This is a genomic window from Prosthecobacter sp. SYSU 5D2 (genome assembly GCF_039655865.1).
Lineage (GTDB): Bacteria > Verrucomicrobiota > Verrucomicrobiia > Verrucomicrobiales > Verrucomicrobiaceae > Prosthecobacter.
In genome coordinates this window covers 22,250-41,699 of record NZ_JBBYXL010000003.1, presented here as the reverse complement: position 1 = coordinate 41,699, position 19,450 = coordinate 22,250, and the positions used below count along the sequence as shown (strand labels likewise).

Here is a 19,450-nt window from a genome sequence, read left to right as displayed (position 1 = left end):
ATCCTTTCTCATGAGATTCCCCCCTTTTTCCCTTTCCCCAGTCTGCTCTTTCCTTGTCATATTCGGGATGATGGCGGTGACGGTCTGGGCCTGCTCCGTGCCGGTCTTCCGGTATGCGCTGGAGCACTGGGAGGCGGATCCGTTTCAGGCCGTCGTCTTTCATCAGGGGGAACTGACTGCCGAACAAAAAGTGCGGATGGAGGCGCTGGTTCCGGATGGAGCCGATGGCCGGCGGGCCAACCTGAATGTGGTCGCCGTGAATGTGGATCAGGAGCCTGGAGCCGAATTTAAAGAACTCTGGAACCAGCTGCCAAAGGACGCACCGATGCCGCAGGTGGCGCTGCGTTTTCCCTGCAGCACCGGACTGACCGAGCCTTTTCTGACGGCTCGGCTGGATGAGCTGGCGCATGTGGCCGATTCCCCTGCGAGGCAGGAAGTGGCCGAACGTTTTGCCCAAGGGCAGAGCGCCGTGTGGGTCATGGTGGAATCCGGTGATGAGGCGGCGGATGAAGCTGCCGCCAAAGTGCTGGAGGAACGCTTGGAATATCTGACGGGCGTATTGACGCTGCCCGAACTGGAGGCGCAGGACATCGCCAACGGGCTGGTGTCCGTGGGGCAGGATGATTTGAGGTTGGAGTTTTCCGTCGTCCGGGTGTCGCGTGAAGACGTGAAAGAGAAGGTCTTCGTCCAGATGCTGCTGGCGACAGAACCCGGCCTGGATGAAGTGGACGAGCCGATGGTGTTTCCCATCTTTGGGCGTGGCCGGGCGCTGTATGCCCTGGTCGGCCAGGGCATCCGGGCGGAGACCATCGAGCAGGCCGCGACATTCCTGATCGGCAAATGCTCCTGCCAGGTGAAGGATCAAAACCCCGGCACTGACCTGCTGCTGACAGCCAACTGGACCGCCATGGCCAAAGCATCCCCTTTGTTGGAGCGCGAGCTGCCCAGCCTGGCCCATCTGGCCGAAGAAGCCGCCCCAGTGACGGTGATGACCGAACCCGTGGTAGAGGAAGTCGCGTCTCCTGGAAAAAATGCGCTTATATCCGGCGTGATATCGCTCGGAGTCCTGCTGGTGACGATCCTGGTAGCAATGAAGCTGCTGGGGAAGAGGCGGGAGTAAACCCCACGAAAGGGAGGTGCGGCGCGGGTTGCATTTCGTGGCTGGCAGGAGTCCATTGAGGTTATGAGGGTAGGGGGATTTCTGGCATTTCTTTTTTTGGGGCTGGCGCTTGGCGGCCAGGCCCAGGAGGTGCTGACGCGTGCGGCGGAGGTGCGGGCCTTGTCACCTGACCGGGCACTCACCGGGGTGCCGGTGGATCTCCAGGCGGTAGTGGGTTTTATTGAGGCTCCGGTCAGCGGAACGATATTCATCCAGGACGAGACCGGGGGAACGTTTTTCAGGGCCAGTCCACGCACCATCCCGCTGAGAGTTGGCGACCGGGTGCATGTAAAAGGACAAAGTCTGCCGGGGCTGTATCTGGCCGGGATTGTGGCGGACTCCTATGAGGTGCTGGGGGCAGGGGAACCGCCTGTGCCTGCGGTGGCAGGCTACGAGGATCTGGCCACCGGGCGCTTTCATTATCAAAGGGTGCAGGTGGAGGGCATAGGCCGGCGGCTTTCTGTGCCGGAGGAGAACCGGTCCGTACTGCATCTTTCGTTAGGCAGCCGGGTGGTGGAGGTGCGGGTGGATGCTCCCTTACCGGACAATCTGGAGCCCTGGGTGGATGCACGGCTGCAAGTCACCGGGCTGGCGGCGGGCGGCATCAATGACCGCAGGCAGCTCGTGTTTCCTTATCTCCGCGTCAGCGACTGGAGTGACGTGAAGATACTGAAGGATGCACCTGCAGTGGAGGCTCTGGCGACGATTCCGGCGGCCCGGCTGCTGCGCTTTGATCCGGGGCGCATTCAGGATTTCGGCCATCGGGTGAGGACGGAGGGCATCGTCCTGGCATCGTTTCCTGACGGGCAGGTTTTTATCCGGGATCTGGCGGCTGAAGCCATGGTGCCTTCATCGCCTGAGCCGGAAACGGCGGTGAATACACGGCCTGCGGCTTTGGCGGTGCGGCTGGTGCGGCCCCTGCCGCTAAGATCCGGCCAGCGGCTGGATGTGGCCGGATTTCCCAACATGGAGGGTTTTAGCGCCAGCCTCACGGATGCCGTGGTTGTGGGTAATCCAGTGGATGAAGCACACGATGCATCGCCCGTGGAAGTCTCTCTGGCCGACATTCGCGAGGGCGCTCTGGATGCGGATCTGGTGAGGCTGGAGACGGAACTGGTGGATGTTTTCCGCACCGGATCAGGCTGGGAATTGCGGCTCGCTTCCGCAGACATGCCGCTGCGGGCATTGGTGCCGGATGTGGGCGAGATGGATGTGCCCAGGCAGGGCTCGCTGCTACGGCTGACGGGCATCTGTCGGGTGGACTCCTCCACCGACAAGGGGTTTCGCTCGCGGCCGGAGAGCGCGGTGCTGCTTTTGCGCAACGCGGATGATCTGAAAGTTTTACGTGCGCCATCGTGGTGGACGGCTGAGCGGCTACTGGGGGTGATCGGGCTGCTGCTGGCAGTCGTGGCCGGCGGCCTGTTATGGATCACTCTGCTTAGGCGGCAGGTTTCTAAACAAGGGGAGGCCCTGCGGCACAGGATCTCGCATGAAGCAGCGCTGGAGGAGCGGCAGCGCATTGCCCGTGAGTTTCATGACACGCTGGAGCAGGAGCTGGCCGGCCTGTCTCTGCGCCTGGATGCAGCGGTGACACGCCCGTTGGAGCCGAAAGCAAAACAGCTCATGGACACCTCTCGCCATCTTGTCTCTCGCATCCAGACGGAGGCGCGCAACCTGGTGGCCGATCTGCGTGCGGACCCCGACAGCGTAACTGACCTCCCCGCAGCACTGCAAGAGCTGGCTGACCGGACCCGGAGTGAAGAGCTGTCTGTGACAGTCCATGTAGAACCGCCCCTGCCAACGCTGCTGGTGCATGTGGCTCATCATTTGCGCATGATTGCGCAGGAGGCAGTGACGAACGTGCTCAAGCATGCGCAGGCTTCCTCCGTCAGCCTGGCTCTGAGGGTGGAGGCTGGACAGCTAAGCCTAATCATAAGTGACGATGGTCAGGGCCTGGACACTTCGGCCACCCATGGGCAGTCGGGTCACTTTGGCTGCATGGGCATTCGTGAACGCTGCCTGCGCATCGGCGCTGAGGCAGAATGGTTGAATGTCACCCCACATGGCACTGAAGTGCGCGTCACCCTGCCCCTTTAAATTCGAACTCATCATGGCGGATACGATTCTCACTCTTCTTCTCGTGGATGACCACTTCGTGGTGCGCAGCGGCCTGGCGGCATCTCTTGAACTTGAAGATGACCTGCGAGTCATCGGCGAGGTGGACCGGGGTGAGCTGGCCCTTGAGGCTTTTGGAAAACTGAAACCGCAGGTCGTATTGATGGACTTACAGTTGCCCGGCATCTCCGGAATCGAGGCAACTGCTCGTCTCATCGCTGCTCATTCAGAGGCGCGCGTGCTGATGTTTTCCACCTTTGCCCGGGATGAAGAAGTGCAGGCCGCACTTAAAGCCGGTGCGCTGGGTTACTTGCAGAAGTCATCCTCACGTGAAGATCTTTTGAGCGCCATCCGCACAGTCGCACGCGGGGAGCGATGGCTGCCTGCGGATCTGGAAGCCCGTCTTCGGGAGCGCACGGCAGAGCCCGAAATCACCCCCCGTGAGCGTGAGATCCTGACCCTCGTCACTCAGGGCAATGCCAACAAAGAAATCGCCGCGACACTTGGCATTGGCGAGGACACCGTGAAACAGCACGTCAGCCGCATCTTGATGAAGCTCAAGGTCAATGACCGGGCGCAGGCGACGGCAGAGGCCATTCGCCGGGGACTGGTGCGGGTATGACTGTTGCCTTCACGCCTCCCCAACAACGCTGACGACGATGCTGCGGGTGTGGGATGCTCGACGGTGCTCAAAGAGAAAGATGCCCTGCCAGGTGCCAAGTGCCAGGCGGGCGTTCATCACGGGGATGACCTCACTGGTGCGCGTGAGCGCCATGCGCAGGTGGCTGGGCATGTCATCCGGGCCTTCATGAGTGTGAACGAAGTAAGGCGTGTCTTCCGGCACGAGGTGGTCAAAGAAGCTGTGCAGATCGGTCCGCGCGGAGGGATCGGCGTTTTCATAGATGACCAGGGAACAGCTTGTGTGCTGGACAAAAATAGTTGCAGTACCAGTGCGGATGCCGCTGCTGGCAATGATCCGCTGGCATTGCTCAGTGATCTCATACGTGCCTTTGCCACGGGTGCTGAGGCGGAAACTTTCGGCGTGTGCAGGCATGGTTAGAAAGGACGGGTTTTTGCTCTTAAAGCATAAGACCAAGCAGGACCTCACGGATCTGTGAGCGCCATTTGGACAGGTAGGCGAGGCGGGCCTGGATGCCTTGCAGCTCAGGCCAGACACTGGCATCCGATTCGGCAATGCGGGAATCATAAACGTCAAGCTGGGCCTCGATCTGCTGCCAGAGTTCCTCAATGCGCAGGCCGAGATCTTCCAGCGATTCGCGCAGGCGCATCTCCTCATTGGCGAGTAGCGCCTTGGCCAGCGCAGTGCTCGCGGACTGCTTCTTTTTGAGGAAGCTGGCACTGGCTTGCAGCAGCGGGCCGAGCTTTTCAAACAGGCCCATCAAAGCGGCATCTAGCGGCACAGCACGCCAGGGCGTGTCTGAGTGGTTTTCAATCAGGTGCTTCAGCCGCGTGACAGGAGATTTGAGGATCTCCTTCGCGGCATTTAATTCAGCACTCTGCAAGGTGTCGCCACCTGTTTGGTCGGGATGCACCAGGCGGGTCGCCTGGAGATAGGCGGCTTGCAGGGTTTCCTCATCCAGAGCTGCGCGCGGAGGCAGGCCCAGGAGGCTGAAGGCATCGGCTGACATGGCGGCAGGTCAGGCGGCAAAGCTTTCGCCACAGGAACAGGTGACGACCGCATTGGGGTTGGTGACTTTGAAGCCGCCTTGTTGAAGATCATCGCTAAAATCGAGTTCAGAACCGCTGACGAAGAGGGCGCTTTTCGGATCAATGAGCACCCGCACATCACCTGAGACGACCATGATGTCGCGGTTGGCCGGACCGTCCACAAGATCCATTTTGTATTGCAGGCCGGAGCAGCCGCCACCGACGACAGCAATGCGCAGGGCGCCGTTTTCTGAGCGGCCCTGTTTGGTCAGCAGGCCGTTCAGCTTGCGTGCGGCATTGGGAAGCACTTTGATGAGCTTCTCATTGCCGAGCTTGTAGTTAGGTGCTGCGTGAGGGGCGGTTGCGGTCATGGTTCAAAAAAGAGATGCGGATCACGCAGTCTGGCGTGCTTTCCATTCGTCGAAATCGGCTTTCGGGGTGCGGAAAACAGCAGCACATCGCGGGCAGGTGATGGTGGCGGAGCCGTCTTCGAAGATGAAGTCCAGATCTTCGTTGTTCAGGCGGCTGAGCATGGGGAACATGCGGTCCGGGGTGCAGCCGCAGTCGAAGACGTAGGTGCGCGTTTCCAGCAGCGTCAGATGCTCCGTCTCGTCCAGCTTGGGGATGTCCGCATCCGTGAGCCCGGCCAGCCATTCTTCATCCGCATCGGGCTCGGCGGAAATTTGGACAAAGTCTTCATCCTCCAGGCGGAAGATGCGCGTGAGCCGCTGTTCGCTCTGCGTGTAAAATTGCTCCACGGCAGAAAGAATGTCGGTTCCGGTGAACTCGATCATACTCTGGCGCGGCTGCATGTGATTGCGAGTGGTCTGGGCGATGAAGATGGACTTGCCCGTGTCTTTCACATCTTCCGTGAAGAGCCGACCTGTCACCCGGCCGGGGATCGTCGCTCCTGTGACGAAAAGGTTCAGCAGCGGGTCGTTGAGATTAATGGTCCAGGCGCATCCTTCATCATGCGGTCTGGAGGACAAATGCAAAGTCACTCCCGCAATGGCGTCTTTGAGCATTTCATCCAGGCGGTCGGGATGCTTGATGCTGTGCTGCATGAGGTGCAGGTAATAATCCATGTACACCGGGCCGAACCGTCCGCGTACAAGCAGGCAGTTGCGCTTGCGGACAAAGTAGCAGCGGATTTCGGTGGCGGAGAGATCTGGATTGAGCATCTGGCTCATGAGCTTGAAGAGGAAAAGGGCAGGGGACGGGTATCCCCTGCCCATATGATACGTCTGCCTTCTGGCGGAGGCTTTACAGAGCCTTGATGTAAAGGTCTTTAAAATACACAACGCTCTTCGGATCATGGGCCTGGATGGCCATGGTGCCGGAGCTGAGCTTGCGGCCTGCCATGTTTTTCAAAGCCGTGGCCGGATCCCAGCCATCAGGCTCGGTGAAGTCAGAGGTGACCTTGCCATTGATGCTGATGATGATGCGCTTGCCTTCCACCTTGATGCTGTAGTCGAACCACTCGTCATCACCCACTGGGGCGGTATCGAGCACGTCTTTGACCGCATAGAGGCCGCCGGTCTTTTTGGGGTCCTTGTGGGAGGTGCTGTTCACCTGGCATTCGTAGCCTTTTTCCGGCCAGCCTTTGTCCTGGTATTCCGTATGGATGTAGAGGCCGGAGTTGGAGCCGGGCATGTGCTTCACCTTGCCTTTGAATTCAAAGTCCGTGAACTTGGCGTCGCCATTGGGGCCGACATAAAATAGGTGGGCGCGGCCATTGCTGACCTTCAGAGCGCCGTCTTCAATGGAGAAACTGCCGGGCGTTTCTTCGTTGGACTTCCAGCCGGAGAGGTCCTTGCCATTGAACATGGATACCCAGCCATCCGTTTCGGTTGGGGCGGTGGCTGCTGAAGCAGGAGCCGCATCATTGGATTTGACTTCGGCCGGGTTGCAAGCAGTCAGGGCCAGGATAAAGGCAAGTGAGGCGAGGTGGTTGAATTTCATGGAGGACAGGGACTTACACGGTGGCGGGCACCGAGGCAAGCGGCAGGAAAGTGTCAGGCGGGTTCATTTCGCCGCCCGGATGCCCCGGTAGGCAAAGACGAAAAACAGACATACGCAGGCCGTGAGCGCGGATTCTCCCAGCCAAAATCGTGTCCAGTCAGTAATGCCAGCCTGGGTGCAGGACGCATGCCACCAGCCGCCGCCCAGGTAGCCGATGAGGTTTCCCACGCCGCTCATCAGCAGGTAAAGCAGGGCCTGGGCGCGGACACGCCATTTGCGGTCAATGCGCTCCTCCAGATAAATCTGGGTAGTGATGAAATAGAGAGTGAAGGCAAAGCCGTGCAGGGTCGTGCCGATCATGATCCAGGTCCGGGTGTCCTGGGCATTGAAGGCATAACGCAGTACGCAGATGGCGATGCCGGACATGAAGACCCACTTCAGCCTGAAACGGGCCAGTACTCCTGCCAGCAGCAGCATGGTCAAGACCTCCGTCGTCTGCGCCAGGGAGATGACGGCAGAGACGTTTTCCACCCCGAGGTCCTTCAAATGCCGGGCCGTATAGGGATAAAAAGCGGCCAGCGGGATGCTGTAAAGGGCGGCCGTGATGAAGACCACGCGGTGATCGCGGTTTTTCAGGAGGTCTAGCGCATCCAGCCCCAGGATTTGCCGGAAACTGCGTTTGCCCTGAATGTCCCCCGGCTGGATCATGGGCAGCATCCAGGACAGGCCCATGACCAGCATCCAGAGTCCTGCCGCCGTGTATCCGGCGACGAGGGATGCATCGGCATGAAGCACAAAACTGACAATCCAGCAGCCTGCCATCCAGCCAAAAGTGGCGCAGGCGCGAAGGGGGCCAAACTGCTTGGTGGGCGTCTGCAGCTGGGAAAAGACAATGCTGCTGGTGATGCTCCAGACAGGTGTGGCCACCAGGGCCTGAATTTGGGCGCAAACCAGCACCAGCCCGTCATTCCAGCCGTAGGCCAGGGCGGTGCAACTGAGCGTCAAGGCCAGTCCTGTGGCCAGCGCCAGCCAGCGTAGCAGCAGGGTGGGGGACATTTTCTGGTCTGCCAGTGCGCCGACGAACAAAGGGGAGATGAAGGCAGCGACAGCCGTGGTGGCCAGCACCCAGGGGACCAGGTGCTCCCTTCCATAGGCCGCGTAAATATTGGCCAGCGGCACGTTCCACATGCCCATGGGCATGGCGGTGCAGAAAAAAAGAAGGGCGAGTTTGCGGCGGCTGGTGGGTGCGTCCACAGAAGAGGAGGGTGGAGCAAGGAGCGCGGGTTGGCGGGCTTGTCAAAGAGAGGCTATAAACTGCCCGTTTTCTGCGGCTGGGAGGACTCCTCGTCTTCACTCTGCCCCAGCAAGGTGAGGCCGCTGACCCGGGCATGCATGAGATGACCGGTCAGGGTGGTAATGCTCTGCAGGCTCAACGGAGCGGCCGGGGCAGGCAGGTGGCGGGTGGCCAGATCCCACTCCAGCCGGATGTATTCCGCAATGGTGCTGGCCAGGCTGAGCTGGAAAAAGTGCGCCGCAGCGGGCCAGACGATGAAAAAGTGCCCCGGTGTGCGGCTTTCCTCCTGGAGTGTCCGGTAGCGTCCGAGAAGCCCTTGATAACGGGCACCGCGCGTTCCCTGGAGCAGTCTCGCACCCGCCTCGCGGCTGTCCGCACGGGCACGCCCGGTGAGCGCAGCATCCAGTTCCGCATCCAGTTCCTGCAAACGGACCAGATCCAGATCGCGGGCCACCTGCCAGGCCTGGACGAGGGCGAGCCCCAGCGGACCGCGCAGGTCTTTTTGGGCAAAGTTTTCCCACCGCGCGGCCAGCGCCTGGCGGGTGACGGGTGAGCGAGGATACAGGCCAGGCTGCGGCAAGTCGGCCGCGTGAAAGTGGATGCCAGCCTGCCGCTGGCGGATGCTGGAAAACAGCCAGTGCACCCAGTCCAGACCCCTTGACCAGTCTTCCAGGGCCGTTTCAGCCGTTTCACCGGCATCTGCAAGCAAAGTCACAGGCCGCAGGGTGGGGCCTGCGCCAGTCGCCCCGCCCTCGGCGTGCCGGGGCTGGGTGTCATCCATGCGTTGCAAGAGACGTATCATTCGATGAACTATGTATAACGCCGCACGAACCGTGCGAGTGTTAAAGTTTTCATGAATGCCCACCCATCCCTTGACAAAACGAAGCCCTACTATCAGTGCCAGCGCTGCGGAAACTGCTGCCGCTGGCCAGGAGATGTGAATGTGACCGCTGAGGAGGTGACCACCATCGCTGCGTATGTCGGGATGCCTGAGGAGGACTTCATCCGCGACTGCACCCGTCTGAATGCAAACCGCACGGGGCTGTCCATCATCGACAAGCCCAACGGCGAGTGCCTGTTCCTGGAGGGGGTGAACTCCTGCCGCATCCAAAAGGTGAAGCCCGTCCAGTGTGCGGGCTTTCCCAATGTGTGGAACTTCCCCGGCTGGCGGGAGAAGTGCGAAGCCATCGAGGTCTGACTATCAGGGAAGTATCGTATTTGGTCCCTGCCAGCGAAACAAATGCCAACTTCCTCCTTTGCATCATCCGGCGGTTCATGTATGACGTGTGAAATCTAAACGTACATGGGCGATCATACAGGCACTCGGAAATTCAGGCGCGTTCTTCTCAAACTCAGTGGTGAGGCTCTGCGGGAGCCCGGCAGCACTGACAATATTTCACCTCCGATTGTGGAGGACATTGCGGCCCAGATCAAAGCCGCGCACCAGACCGGGCTGGAGATTGCCGTGGTCGTCGGCGGGGGCAACTTTTGGCGGGGCGTGAGCGCCAGCAACAAAGGCATGGAGCGTGCCACGGCCGACTACATGGGCATGCTGGCCACGGTGATGAACTCCCTGGCGCTACAGTCCATGCTTGAAGCCATGGACGTGCCCACCCGCGTTCAGAGCGCCATTGAAATGAAAAACGTCGCCGAGCCCTTCATCCGCCGGGTGGCCATGCGCCACCTGGAGCTGGGACGAGTGGTCATTTTCGCAGCGGGCACCGGCAACCCTTTCTTTTCCACAGATACCACGGCTGCGCTGCGTGCCAGCGAGATCGGTGCAGATTGTGTGTTCAAGGCTACAAAGGTGGACGGCATCTACTGCTCCGACCCGAACAAAAATCCTGACGCCGTCAGGTATGACAACATCAGCTTCCATGACTGCCTGACCCAGCAGCTCAAGGTCATGGATGCGACGGCCTTTTCCCTGTGCATGGAAAACAACATGCCCATCATCGTCTTCAGCATGAATGAAGATGATAATATCCGCCGCGCACTCGTGGGTGAGCCAATGGGCACCCTGGTCAATGCTACGGGCCAGGTGGGGTAGGAGGCGGGTTAACCGCCAAAGCACTCCCCTGTCAGATTAATCCTCCTTGAGGATTTTTGGGTCAGGTACGGCCATGGACATGATGACGCCAGCGGTCAGGATAAAGGCGACAATCGAAACGCTGACGCCGGGGTCCAGATGGTATCCAAAAGCGCTGGCGATAAGCTTGAAGGAAACGAAAATGAGCAGAATCATGATGGCCTTGTCCAGCGCCCAAAGGCGGCTTTGGGCAGCGACAAGCAGGAAGTAGAGGCTGCGCAGTCCTGCTGTGGCCCACAGGCTGGAAGTGATCATCAAATAAGGGTCCCTCACCACTGCCACAATAACGGGCATGGAATCAAAGGCGAAGACGACATCGCAAACCTCAATGCAGAAAAGGCATAGGAACAGCGGGGTGACGCCATGGGAAAAAAAGCGTCCGCTTTCAATGGAGGGATTGGTCTTCATAACCCTGCGCATGAGGTTGACGGACCAATGGTTGGTATAGTTAACCTCCACTGCGTGGCCTGAGCTTTTCCACATTTTCCAGACCGTCCAGAGCACAATGAGAGCAAACGCAATCAGGACATACGGACTGGCATTGGCCATGAAAGCTCCCAGGCCCAGGAAGAAAACCCGGAACACGATGGCCCCAAGAATACCCCAATACAGAATGCGATGCTGGTAGTGCTGGTTCTTATCCAGGGTGAGACCGAAGGACTTGAAGATGAGGTAGAAAGCGAATAGGTTGTCCAGAGCAAGCGCCTTTTCCAGGACATAGCCGGTGGCGTAGAGGCTGATGGCCCCGGAGCCGTCAAGCATGCGGACCATGCCTCCAAACTGTTCCTGGCGAGGGTTGTTTTCAAAAGTCCACCAGACATAACCCGAGAAGACGGCTGCACAGGCGACCCAGATCAGGGACCACTTGAGTGCATTGCCCATGGTGATCTTTTGGCCCTTCTTGTGGGTCAGCAGGTCAATGGCCACCGCCACGACAAATGGCACCAGAAAGGCGAGCACATCGAGCGTGGTAATGGCCCTGAATGCGTTGAGGGAATTTTCAAACATAGAAATGGAAAGCCGCCATCAAATACGGCTCTCAACAGCAAAATGAGCGTTTGCCCATTAGAACTATGGGCAGATTTTATCATTGCCTGATTGTCGAACTGTCATGGGAACGGTGTCCCGTGAAGTCATCCAATGAAAAAATCGGCGGAAGCATCCCCTCTTGGACTGGTATCGCGAAGCTACTCCGAGGTTTTTTTGGCCTGGGCGCGTTCATGGCGCTGAATATCCTTGGCGATGAGATGCTCCACATAGGAGGAGAAAGACCGGCGGTCCAGCTTGGCGAGCTTTTTGCCCTCCTTCATCAGCTTCTTGTCCACGGTAATGCATGCCTGGTCTTTTGTTGTGAGTGCCATTGCAAAATGATGTGTGGTGATGTGATTATAGGCAAGCCAGTTTTCCGGAAAGTTTTTTTTAACCGGATGTCAGGAGGCGGGCAAACCTACTGCCCGGCGTCCCACAAAAAATGCTCCAGCCGGATGCGGGTGGCGAGTTCCTTGGCCTCATTGGCGCGTTCTCCTGTGGACAGGGAAATTTTTTCAGCCAGAAGGGCCGCTGCATCCCACTGCTTGCTGGCTTCCAGAAGCTCAATGCCGAAGAATCCGGCGCGGTAAAACCAGCGGTATTCTGCCGGGTTGGCCGGGCCCGTGAAGCCACTGGCCTGGACCACGTCGTAGCAGGCCTCCAGGGCTTCCACGTTACGTCCGGCAGCATTCAGCACGGCGGCCAGGGTGTAGCCAGCGCGGGCGCTCCACAGATAGTTGAGATTGCTTTCCCGGATCAGGTCGCGAAGGGCAGTGACGGCCTTGTCCAGTTGGGAGGTATCCGTTTTGCCAATGAGCATCAGAATCTCCGCACGTTCGCAAATGAGGGAGCGGCGCATGTCTTCGGGTAGGTTTTTTTCTGTGAGGAGGCTGTCCAGCAGATTCAAGGCTTCGGATTCCTGGCCTGCACGGCGTTTGGCCAGGGCCTGCTGCTGGCGGGCAGGGATGCTCAAGGGTCCGCCACGCTCGGCCAGTTCCTGCCAACGGTTGATGGCGGCTTCACGTCCTTCATCACTCATGGTGGAAATGGCGGCCATTCCGGCGAAGTAGAGCGCGGTCTCGGCAAAAGGAGAGTCGGCATTTTCCTGGGCCACCAGTTCAAACTCCGTCCGGGCGCTGGCGAAATTTTCCAGACGGTAGTAGGCATCCGCGATCTTCATGCGGACGCCCGGTGCCTGGACAGCCTCCGGCCAGGTTTTGAGAAATTCGCTGCCGGCAGCAGTCACCGCCTTGAGCTGTCCCTGCTTGTCCAAAGCCCACAGGCGGACAATGGCGATCTGCTGGCGTTGGGGTTCGGTAAGCCCCGGCAGGGCGGAAGCTGTACGGAGGGCGGTTTCAATGGCCACAAACTCAGTTGGAATCTGCGCCAGCAAGGTTTCAGCCAAAGCCAGATGAGCTTCGGCTAGCCGGCGGTGACCTGCATGTTTCTGGATAAAGGAGCGTAGTTCAGCGCTGGCGCTGGCTTCGTTGCGTGAGGCTTTGTCCAGAGCGTCATCCAGTTCCAGATCTGCTGCGGCATCTTCCGTGGTAACGGCGTCCGGAGCGCCTGCGCTGACAATTTCAAGCTGCCCCAGGATGCTTTGGTACAAGGCCGTTTCTCCGGCACGAAGGGCGGCTACGCCGGCATTGTAAAGAGATGAGCGGCGTTCAGCAAGAGTGGCTGCGACATTGGCCGCAGCTTGGAAAAGTGTCGCCGCCTGGTTAAATTCGCGGCGGGTGTAGGCTGTTCCGCCGGTGACGAAGTCCACCATCGCCGACTGGCCTCCGCCATAACGGAGACGCCATTGGTTGGCAAGCGTGGTCACGCGGCCGTCCACCTTGAGGCTGCCATAGGTTTCAAGAGCCAGCCGCATGGCTTCCGCCCCTTGGGAATGATCTGGATAGACCTGGATCATGGCCTCCAGCAACCCCACTCCTTCCATGATACGTTTCTGGCTCAGCAACCAGCGGGAAAGCAACAGCATGGCATGACCTTGAAATTCCTGCATGGAGGGTTTTACCTGGATTGCCTGACGTTGTGTTGAATTCCCCTCAGTAATCCAGCGCAGGGCGGCATTGGGAGGCAGCGTGGTGGATGGCTCCTTTTGCAATGCCTCGTACAGTAAACCGAATGCTTCCGTCCAGAGGTCGCTTTCCGGAGTGTTGTCCAGAAACTGGACCAAAGCTTCCAGGCACTCGGCGATTTTGTCCTGGCGTAGAAATGTTTCAGCCAGCAGCACGGCGGCGTGGTGATGAACACGTTCACCACCACCAGTAGCAGACAGGATGTTGCGAAAGGCTTTCTCCGCCTGCGGGTACCGCGCCAGCGCCAGCAAGGCCCTTGCCCGGATCAGCCGCGCGACCGGGTCTTCCAGAAGCTTGGGAAGATGGTTAAGGTCCTCAAGGGCGGCCTGTGTCCTGCCGCTGTCAATGTCCAGTTCATCAAGCATCACGCGCGCCTGTCTTGCCATGGCTGGCGGGGAAGATTCGCGCAATGAAGCCAGCAAATTCCGGGCCTGGGAAGTTTGCCGGGTGGACAGCCAGACCTGGGCCAGCAACATCTGCTCCTGCTGTGAAGACTCACCGGCGAGGAACCTGTCCTCCAGCAACTGGCGGGCAGCATCCAGCTCGCTATTCAGCACCAGTGACTGTGCTTTCCAGAAAGATTCATCGGGAATGGAAACTTCACCCAAAAGAGCCAGTGCAGCGCCACCGTTTTTCGCCCTGACCCATGCTTCTACTGTCAATGCGGTCAAAGTCTGACGGTCTTTTGTATTCCAACGGTTTTCTTGCAGCAGCCGGCCGGCTTTAACCGCGGCCACTCCTGGCAGGCCTTCAATGAGAGCCTGGCGCGCGAGTCTGAAGTCCCCATTTTCCTGAAGTTCTTCACCCCGCAAAGGCAGAGCCCAGGCCCAGCAAAGGGTCTGCAGAAAAAAAAAGTATCGGCTGGCGCGGAGCATGAGATTTTTATGCTAGATCAAAATCGGCCATTTTGCCAACGCGTTCGTCGCCCAGTTCCGTGCCCGCCTGACATTCTGGCTCAAAACCACCAGGTCATTTCAAAATAGGCGTAGGTGGTATCAGATGGTTTGCCATTTGGGGCAGACTCCTGGAAGCGTCCGGGGAAAATTTGGGCGATGCCTGTTTCCACGCGGAGGTTTCCAGGGATAGCGTCCCAGCGGAGGCGGGCTTCCAGTTGCTGGCCGACGAATTTTCCTGACCTGCCGCTGGCATCACGCACTCCGGCAGCAGTCCAGGCATCCTTGCCTGAGGCCAGCCAAACACCACGATGGGCGATCATGAACTCTGTGTTCACTGCCGGTGTGAAATCAAGGCGCAGTTCTGGGGAACTGAGATTGCTGCGGGCGATTGCGCCATAGCTGCCCGTGGGTCCGTATTCGAAGCGCCGGGCTCCATAGAGAGTGTCGAACCGGTTGTTATCTCCATCATCTGGCTTTCTGTCACCGCTTGCATAATCATAGGCCAGGCCGAGCCGGGGCCGCCAGGGCAGGTTGGCGCTGTAACCAACCGACAGGTGCAGAAAAAGGGCTTGGTGGCTTATTGCGGAGCCATTCACGGAACTGCTGGAAGTGCCAAGCTGAAGGGCGGATTCTGCTTCAAAGTCCACCTGGCCCGTTTCGGGTTTGCGGACGAGACGGAACCCAGGGGTATATAGCTGCCGATGGCGGGTGCCGGATCCGCTTTCATGAAGCCCGAAGGCGTACAGTTCCAGCTCTGCCCGGACCGGGGGGAGGGGAAGGGTGGCGTATAGCGCCCAAAACTGGAGATCAAAATCCTGATCATCAAAAGCGCTGTCGTTGTCCTGAAGGGAGGTCAGGTCATCGGGCTGTCGCTGGTTTGGAAGAAGCCACATCGCACGCACTGAGTGGCCGGCTTTCGTTTCCCACCGCCAGTCAGCTCCGGTGTAGGCATTGATGGTATTCCGAAAGGCATTGCGCGCCATGAGGCGGCGGCTGCCGAGGTTGACGGTTTCCCGGCCCAGCCGCAGGTGCTGCCGGCCTTTGCCCAGTGTCCCAAGGTCCCATTCCAGGTGTGCTTGCAGCAACTCCAGGGTATTGACCGTGGTGGTGTCCAGCGCGGAGCCGGAATCTGCAAGGAGCTGGCGTGCGTCGAGGATTTCCGCCGTGACCTGAACCGGGGCCAGATCTGCCTCCATGAGAAGACTGGAGCGGAGGGCGAGCACCTGGTCGCTGCCTTCAAGTCGAGCCCGAAATTGCTCATCCAGGGTTTCATAACGGGCACGAATTTCACCCTTGAGGCTGAACCAGAAGGGCAGACCCATGGCATCCGACAGAAGCCATGGGGCCGAAGCCCCTGGCGCGGATGACTGGCAGAAGACCAGTGCTGCCAGCACTGGGAATCTAAACCACAATGCGCGGGGCATTGATTCTTCTTGGCAATGAACGGGGTTTCAACAGGACGTCAGCGGACGGAGGAATCAATCCCCGCCACCTGCACGCTCGATGCTGCCGCCAAAGGCTTCCTTGGTGGCTGCCAGAGCATAGTCCCGGTTCAGTTTGGTGATCCAGCGCACGCTGATTTCCTTTGGGCAGGCGGCCTCGCACTCATATTGGTTGGTGCAGGCGCCGAAACCTTCTTTGTCCATCTGGCGGACCATGGCCAGGGTGCGGCGGTTTTTTTCCGGCTGGCCCTGGGGCAGGGAATTGAGCTGTCCGGCCTTGGCGGAAACGAAGAGCATAGCACTGGCGTTTTTACAGGCTGCCACACAGGCACCGCAGCCGATGCACTCCGCAGCATCCATGGCCGCATCGGCCACTTCCTTGCCGATGAGGATGCTGTTGGCATCCGGGGCGGCACCAGTGCGCACGCTGATGTAGCCGCCCGCCTGCTGGATCCGGTCGAATGGCGTGCGGTCCACAATGAGATCCTTGATGACCGGGAAGGCGTGGGCACGGAAGGGTTCGATCCAAATGGTGTCCTCGGTGCGGAATTTGCGCATGTGCAGCTGGCAGGTCGTGGTGGCCTTTTCCGGGCCATGAGGCATGCCATTAATAGTCATGGAGCAGGAGCCGCAGATGCCTTCGCGGCAGTCATGGTCAAAGGCGACCGGCTCTTCCCCCTTGGCAATGAGGCGCTCATTGACGATGTCCAGCATCTCCAGGAAGGAGGCATGATCCGGGATTTCATGGGCTTCGATGTCCTGGAAGTGTCCAGGCTTGCCCTGGTTCTGACGCCAGACTTTGAGGTGAAGATTGAGGAGGGACATGACAGTGTGATGTGAATAAAACTTACTTATAGCTGCGCACAGAAAGATGAACTTCTTCGAAGGTGAGCGGCTCCTTGTTCAGGATGGGTTTGGCGAAGTCGCCAGTGTATTCCCAGGCGGCTGCGTAGCAGAAGTTTTCGTCATCGCGCTTGGCCTCGCCATCCGGGTATTGGTATTCGGTGCGGAAGTGGCCGCCGCAGCTTTCTTCGCGGTGGCTGGCGTCCAGGCAGAGGAGCTCGGCGAATTCCATGAAGTCGGCCACACGTCCGGCTTTTTCCAACTCGGGGTTGGCGGCAGCGCCGGACCCGGGGACTGTGACGTTGGCCCAGAATTCTTCGCGAAGTTCGGGGATTTTTTTCAGGGCCTCGGCCAGCCCGGCCTTGTCGCGCGCCATGCCGCACTTGTCCCAGACCAGCAGGCCCAGCTCGCGGTGGAAGCTGTCCACGCTGCGCTTGCCTTTGCTGTTAAGGAACTTGTTCGTTGTGTTCTGGCAGTTTTCGAGAGCCTTCTTGAATTCCGGATGGCTGGTGGTGACGGAGCCGGGGCTCTGCGTCACCAGATACGGAGCAATGGTCGTGGGGATGACGAAGTAACCGTCGGCGAGGCCCTGCATGAGGGCGCTGGCGCCCAGGCGGTTGGCACCGTGGTCGGAGAAGTTCGCCTCGCCCAGCACATGCAGACCGGGCAGGTTGCTCATCAGGTTATAGTCCACCCACAGGCCGCCCATGGTGTAGTGCACAGCGGGGTAGATGCGCATCGGCTGGGTGTAGGCGCTTTCACCGGTGATGCGCTGGTACATTTCAAAAAGGTTGCCATAACGCTCAGCAATCGTCTTCTGGCCGAACTGGCCGATGGCCTCGGCAAAATCCAAATACACACCACGACCGCCCGGGCCGACGCCGCGACCTTCATCACAGGCTTCCTTGGCCGCGCGGCTGGAGATGTCACGCGGGGCCAGGTTGCCGAAGCTGGGATACTTGCGCTCCAGATAATAATCGCGGTCCGCCTCGGGGATTTTGTCTGCAGGCTTGCCAATGTCTGCCACATTCTTAGGCACCCACACACGGCCGTCGTTGCGGAGGGATTCCGACATCAGGGTCAGCTTGCTCTGATAATCGCCACTGACCGGAATGCAGGTCGGGTGGATCTGGGTATAACAAGGGTTGGCGAAGTAAGCCCCCTTCTTGTGCGCACGCCAGGTGGACGTGACATTGCAGCCCATCGCATTCGTGGACAGATAAAAGACATTGCCATAACCCCCGGTGCAAAGAAGCACGGTGTCTCCGGAAAACGCCTCGATTTTTCCAGTCACCAGGTCACGGGTGATGATGCCCTTGGCGTGGCCGTCCACGACCACCAGCTCCAGCATCTCCATGCGGGAGTACATCTTCACACCGCCACGGGCGATCTCTTTGTTCAAGGCGGAATAAGCACCCAGCAGGAGCTGCTGCCCGGTTTGGCCTCGGGCATAAAACGTACGGCTCACCTGAGCACCGCCAAAGGAGCGGTTGGCTAGGCCGCCACCGTATTCACGGGCGAAGGGCACACCCTGAGCCGCGCACTGGTCAATGATGTTGACGCTCTCTTCGGCCAGGCGATGCACGTTGGCCTCACGGGCGCGGAAGTCACCGCCTTTGACAGTGTCGTAAAACAGACGGTGCACACTGTCGCCGTCGTTCTGGTAGTTCTTGGCTGCATTGATCCCGCCCTGCGCTGCGATGGAGTGCGCACGGCGCGGGCTGTCCTGGAAGCAGAAGCACTTCACCTGATAGCCCAGCTCAGAAAGCGTCGCGGCGGCGGAGGCCCCGGCCAGGCCGCTGCCCACGACGAGCACGGTGTACTTCCGCTTGTTCTTCGGGTTGATGAGCTTGGAGTCCTGCTTGTGCTTGGACCATTTTTCAGCCATCGGGCCGGAGGGGATCTTGGAGTCGAGAGGCATGGCGGGGAAGGTAAATTGGACGGGTGCGCGAGTGAGTGATGCCAGAGAGGTTATCTGCCGTATCCGAAGACGAGGATGGCGATGGGGATGGAGCAGTTCCCAACGAGGACGAGGAGGGCGAAGGCCCAGCCAGCCTTCTGGATCAGCGGCCAGGTGCGGTGGGTGGTCAGGCCCAGCGTCTGGAAAATGCTGGCCACACCGTGGCTCAGGTGGCTGCACAGCAGCACCATGGCGATGATGTAAAAGACCGATGCCGGCCACCAGGAGAATCCATCAATGACCATCTTGTAAACATTGTGCACTTCCACACCATGCAGGTCATAGCTGTAGAGCGCGGGGTTGTTGTATTCATTCCCCACGCGGACGGTGAAGTGCATCAGGTGATAGACAATGAAAGCCAGAATGGTCAGCCCGCTCCAGATCATCGTGCGGGAAGCGGTGCTGGAAACCTGGAATTTTTGCTGTCCATAAGCTTCCCGACGAGCAGCGCGGTTGGCGATCGTGAGCTGGACGGTGGCCAGAATGTGTACCCCTACGGCCAACAGCAGTCCGATACGGGCGATCCACACCCCTGCGCCGTGCAGGGAGGACTGGAGCATGTGGCCATATTCATTGATAGCCTCCGGTCCGGCAAAAACGAGCAGGTTCCCGATCATGTGCCCCAGAATAAAGGCGACAAGAACGAGCCCGGTCAGGGCGACAAGGATCTTCTTGCCAATGGAGGAGCTGTAAAATCGGGATAATGTGTCAAAAACGGCGCTCATGGGTGGTGTGATTTCACTTTGGCAATACGAGCCATTCGTGCAAGCCGCACATCAAATTTTCGTTACATCTTATATTGCGAAACGGTGTCATTATCCTGTCTTCAGGCTCTTTTGGGATGCGAGGGGAGGGTTGACCCCGAAAGTAACCGATTCAGGCCCTTTCTTTTTAGAACACCGGAGGCAA

Annotated in this window: 19 protein-coding genes; 5 read left to right on the top strand and 14 right to left on the bottom strand. The window is 59.2% G+C overall.

Going from position 1 to position 19,450, the window contains the following annotated elements; genetic code table 11:
* Positions 1–10 precede the first annotated feature (10 nt).
* The 3 genes from WJU23_RS05110 (at position 11) to WJU23_RS05100 (ending at position 3,896) form a co-directional block, all read left to right on the top strand.
* Positions 11–1,120, top strand: coding sequence for a hypothetical protein (locus tag WJU23_RS05110; RefSeq protein ID WP_346331467.1), 1,110 nt, complete (start codon positions 11–13; stop codon positions 1,118–1,120).
* A 96-nt stretch (positions 1,121–1,216) separates the two neighbouring features.
* A complete protein-coding gene (locus WJU23_RS05105; RefSeq protein ID WP_346331466.1) occupies positions 1,217–3,256 on the top strand; it encodes a sensor histidine kinase in 2,040 nt (679 codons plus the stop codon).
* A 13-nt stretch (positions 3,257–3,269) separates the two neighbouring features.
* Entirely contained in the window at positions 3,270–3,896 is a 627-nt protein-coding gene (locus WJU23_RS05100) for a response regulator transcription factor (protein ID WP_346331465.1), read from the top strand.
* Positions 3,897–3,905: 9 nt separating this feature from the next.
* On the opposite strand, the gene WJU23_RS05095 is transcribed toward WJU23_RS05100, so the two are convergent.
* From WJU23_RS05095 to WJU23_RS05065, 7 genes are all read right to left on the bottom strand, one after another.
* Positions 3,906–4,328 carry a secondary thiamine-phosphate synthase enzyme YjbQ gene (locus WJU23_RS05095; RefSeq protein WP_346331464.1) on the bottom strand — a complete coding sequence of 141 codons (423 nt, stop codon included), beginning with the start codon at positions 4,326–4,328 and terminating at the stop codon, positions 3,906–3,908.
* Between the two features lie 25 nt (positions 4,329–4,353).
* Complete coding sequence (locus WJU23_RS05090; protein WP_346331463.1) at positions 4,354–4,923, bottom strand: J domain-containing protein; 570 nt, start codon at positions 4,921–4,923, stop codon at positions 4,354–4,356.
* A gap of 9 nt (positions 4,924–4,932) precedes the next feature.
* A complete protein-coding gene (locus WJU23_RS05085) occupies positions 4,933–5,313 on the bottom strand; it encodes an iron-sulfur cluster assembly accessory protein (RefSeq protein WP_346331462.1) in 381 nt (126 codons plus the stop codon).
* A gap of 21 nt (positions 5,314–5,334) precedes the next feature.
* Positions 5,335–6,132 carry an Hsp33 family molecular chaperone HslO gene (locus tag WJU23_RS05080; RefSeq protein ID WP_346331461.1) on the bottom strand — a complete coding sequence of 266 codons (798 nt, stop codon included), beginning with the start codon at positions 6,130–6,132 and terminating at the stop codon, positions 5,335–5,337.
* A gap of 73 nt (positions 6,133–6,205) precedes the next feature.
* On the bottom strand, positions 6,206–6,904 hold the full coding sequence (locus tag WJU23_RS05075; protein ID WP_346331460.1) for a DUF1080 domain-containing protein: 699 nt from the start codon (positions 6,902–6,904) through the stop codon (positions 6,206–6,208).
* 63 nt (positions 6,905–6,967) lie between these two features.
* Entirely contained in the window at positions 6,968–8,158 is a 1,191-nt protein-coding gene (locus WJU23_RS05070) for an MFS transporter (RefSeq protein ID WP_346331459.1), read from the bottom strand.
* A gap of 53 nt (positions 8,159–8,211) precedes the next feature.
* Entirely contained in the window at positions 8,212–9,000 is a 789-nt protein-coding gene (locus WJU23_RS05065; protein WP_346331458.1) for an urease accessory UreF family protein, read from the bottom strand.
* A 51-nt stretch (positions 9,001–9,051) separates the two neighbouring features.
* Between WJU23_RS05065 and WJU23_RS05060 the strand changes: the two genes are divergently transcribed.
* A complete protein-coding gene (locus tag WJU23_RS05060) occupies positions 9,052–9,396 on the top strand; it encodes a YkgJ family cysteine cluster protein (RefSeq protein WP_346331457.1) in 345 nt (114 codons plus the stop codon).
* 105 nt (positions 9,397–9,501) lie between these two features.
* Positions 9,502–10,248 (top strand): UMP kinase, encoded by a 747-nt coding sequence (pyrH, locus tag WJU23_RS05055; RefSeq protein WP_346331456.1) that lies wholly within the window; start codon positions 9,502–9,504, stop codon positions 10,246–10,248.
* A 36-nt stretch (positions 10,249–10,284) separates the two neighbouring features.
* Here the strand turns inward: pyrH and WJU23_RS05050 are convergent, their stop codons facing one another.
* The 7 genes from WJU23_RS05050 to WJU23_RS05020 all read right to left on the bottom strand — a co-directional run bounded on the left by WJU23_RS05050 (position 10,285) and on the right by WJU23_RS05020 (position 19,266).
* Positions 10,285–11,295 (bottom strand): TerC/Alx family metal homeostasis membrane protein, encoded by a 1,011-nt coding sequence (locus WJU23_RS05050; RefSeq protein ID WP_346331455.1) that lies wholly within the window; start codon positions 11,293–11,295, stop codon positions 10,285–10,287.
* Between the two features lie 179 nt (positions 11,296–11,474).
* On the bottom strand, positions 11,475–11,648 hold the full coding sequence (locus WJU23_RS05045; RefSeq protein ID WP_346331454.1) for a hypothetical protein: 174 nt from the start codon (positions 11,646–11,648) through the stop codon (positions 11,475–11,477).
* An 86-nt stretch (positions 11,649–11,734) separates the two neighbouring features.
* Positions 11,735–14,008 (bottom strand): hypothetical protein, encoded by a 2,274-nt coding sequence (locus WJU23_RS05040; protein ID WP_346331453.1) that lies wholly within the window; start codon positions 14,006–14,008, stop codon positions 11,735–11,737.
* A gap of 347 nt (positions 14,009–14,355) precedes the next feature.
* On the bottom strand, positions 14,356–15,618 hold the full coding sequence (locus WJU23_RS05035) for an alginate export family protein (RefSeq protein WP_346331452.1): 1,263 nt from the start codon (positions 15,616–15,618) through the stop codon (positions 14,356–14,358).
* Positions 15,619–15,774: 156 nt separating this feature from the next.
* Positions 15,775–16,563, bottom strand: coding sequence for a succinate dehydrogenase/fumarate reductase iron-sulfur subunit (locus WJU23_RS05030; RefSeq protein ID WP_346331451.1), 789 nt, complete (start codon positions 16,561–16,563; stop codon positions 15,775–15,777).
* A 22-nt stretch (positions 16,564–16,585) separates the two neighbouring features.
* Positions 16,586–18,502, bottom strand: coding sequence for a fumarate reductase/succinate dehydrogenase flavoprotein subunit (locus WJU23_RS05025; RefSeq protein ID WP_346331450.1), 1,917 nt, complete (start codon positions 18,500–18,502; stop codon positions 16,586–16,588).
* A 50-nt stretch (positions 18,503–18,552) separates the two neighbouring features.
* Positions 18,553–19,266, bottom strand: coding sequence for a succinate dehydrogenase cytochrome b subunit (locus WJU23_RS05020; protein ID WP_346331449.1), 714 nt, complete (start codon positions 19,264–19,266; stop codon positions 18,553–18,555).
* Positions 19,267–19,450 lie beyond the last annotated feature (184 nt).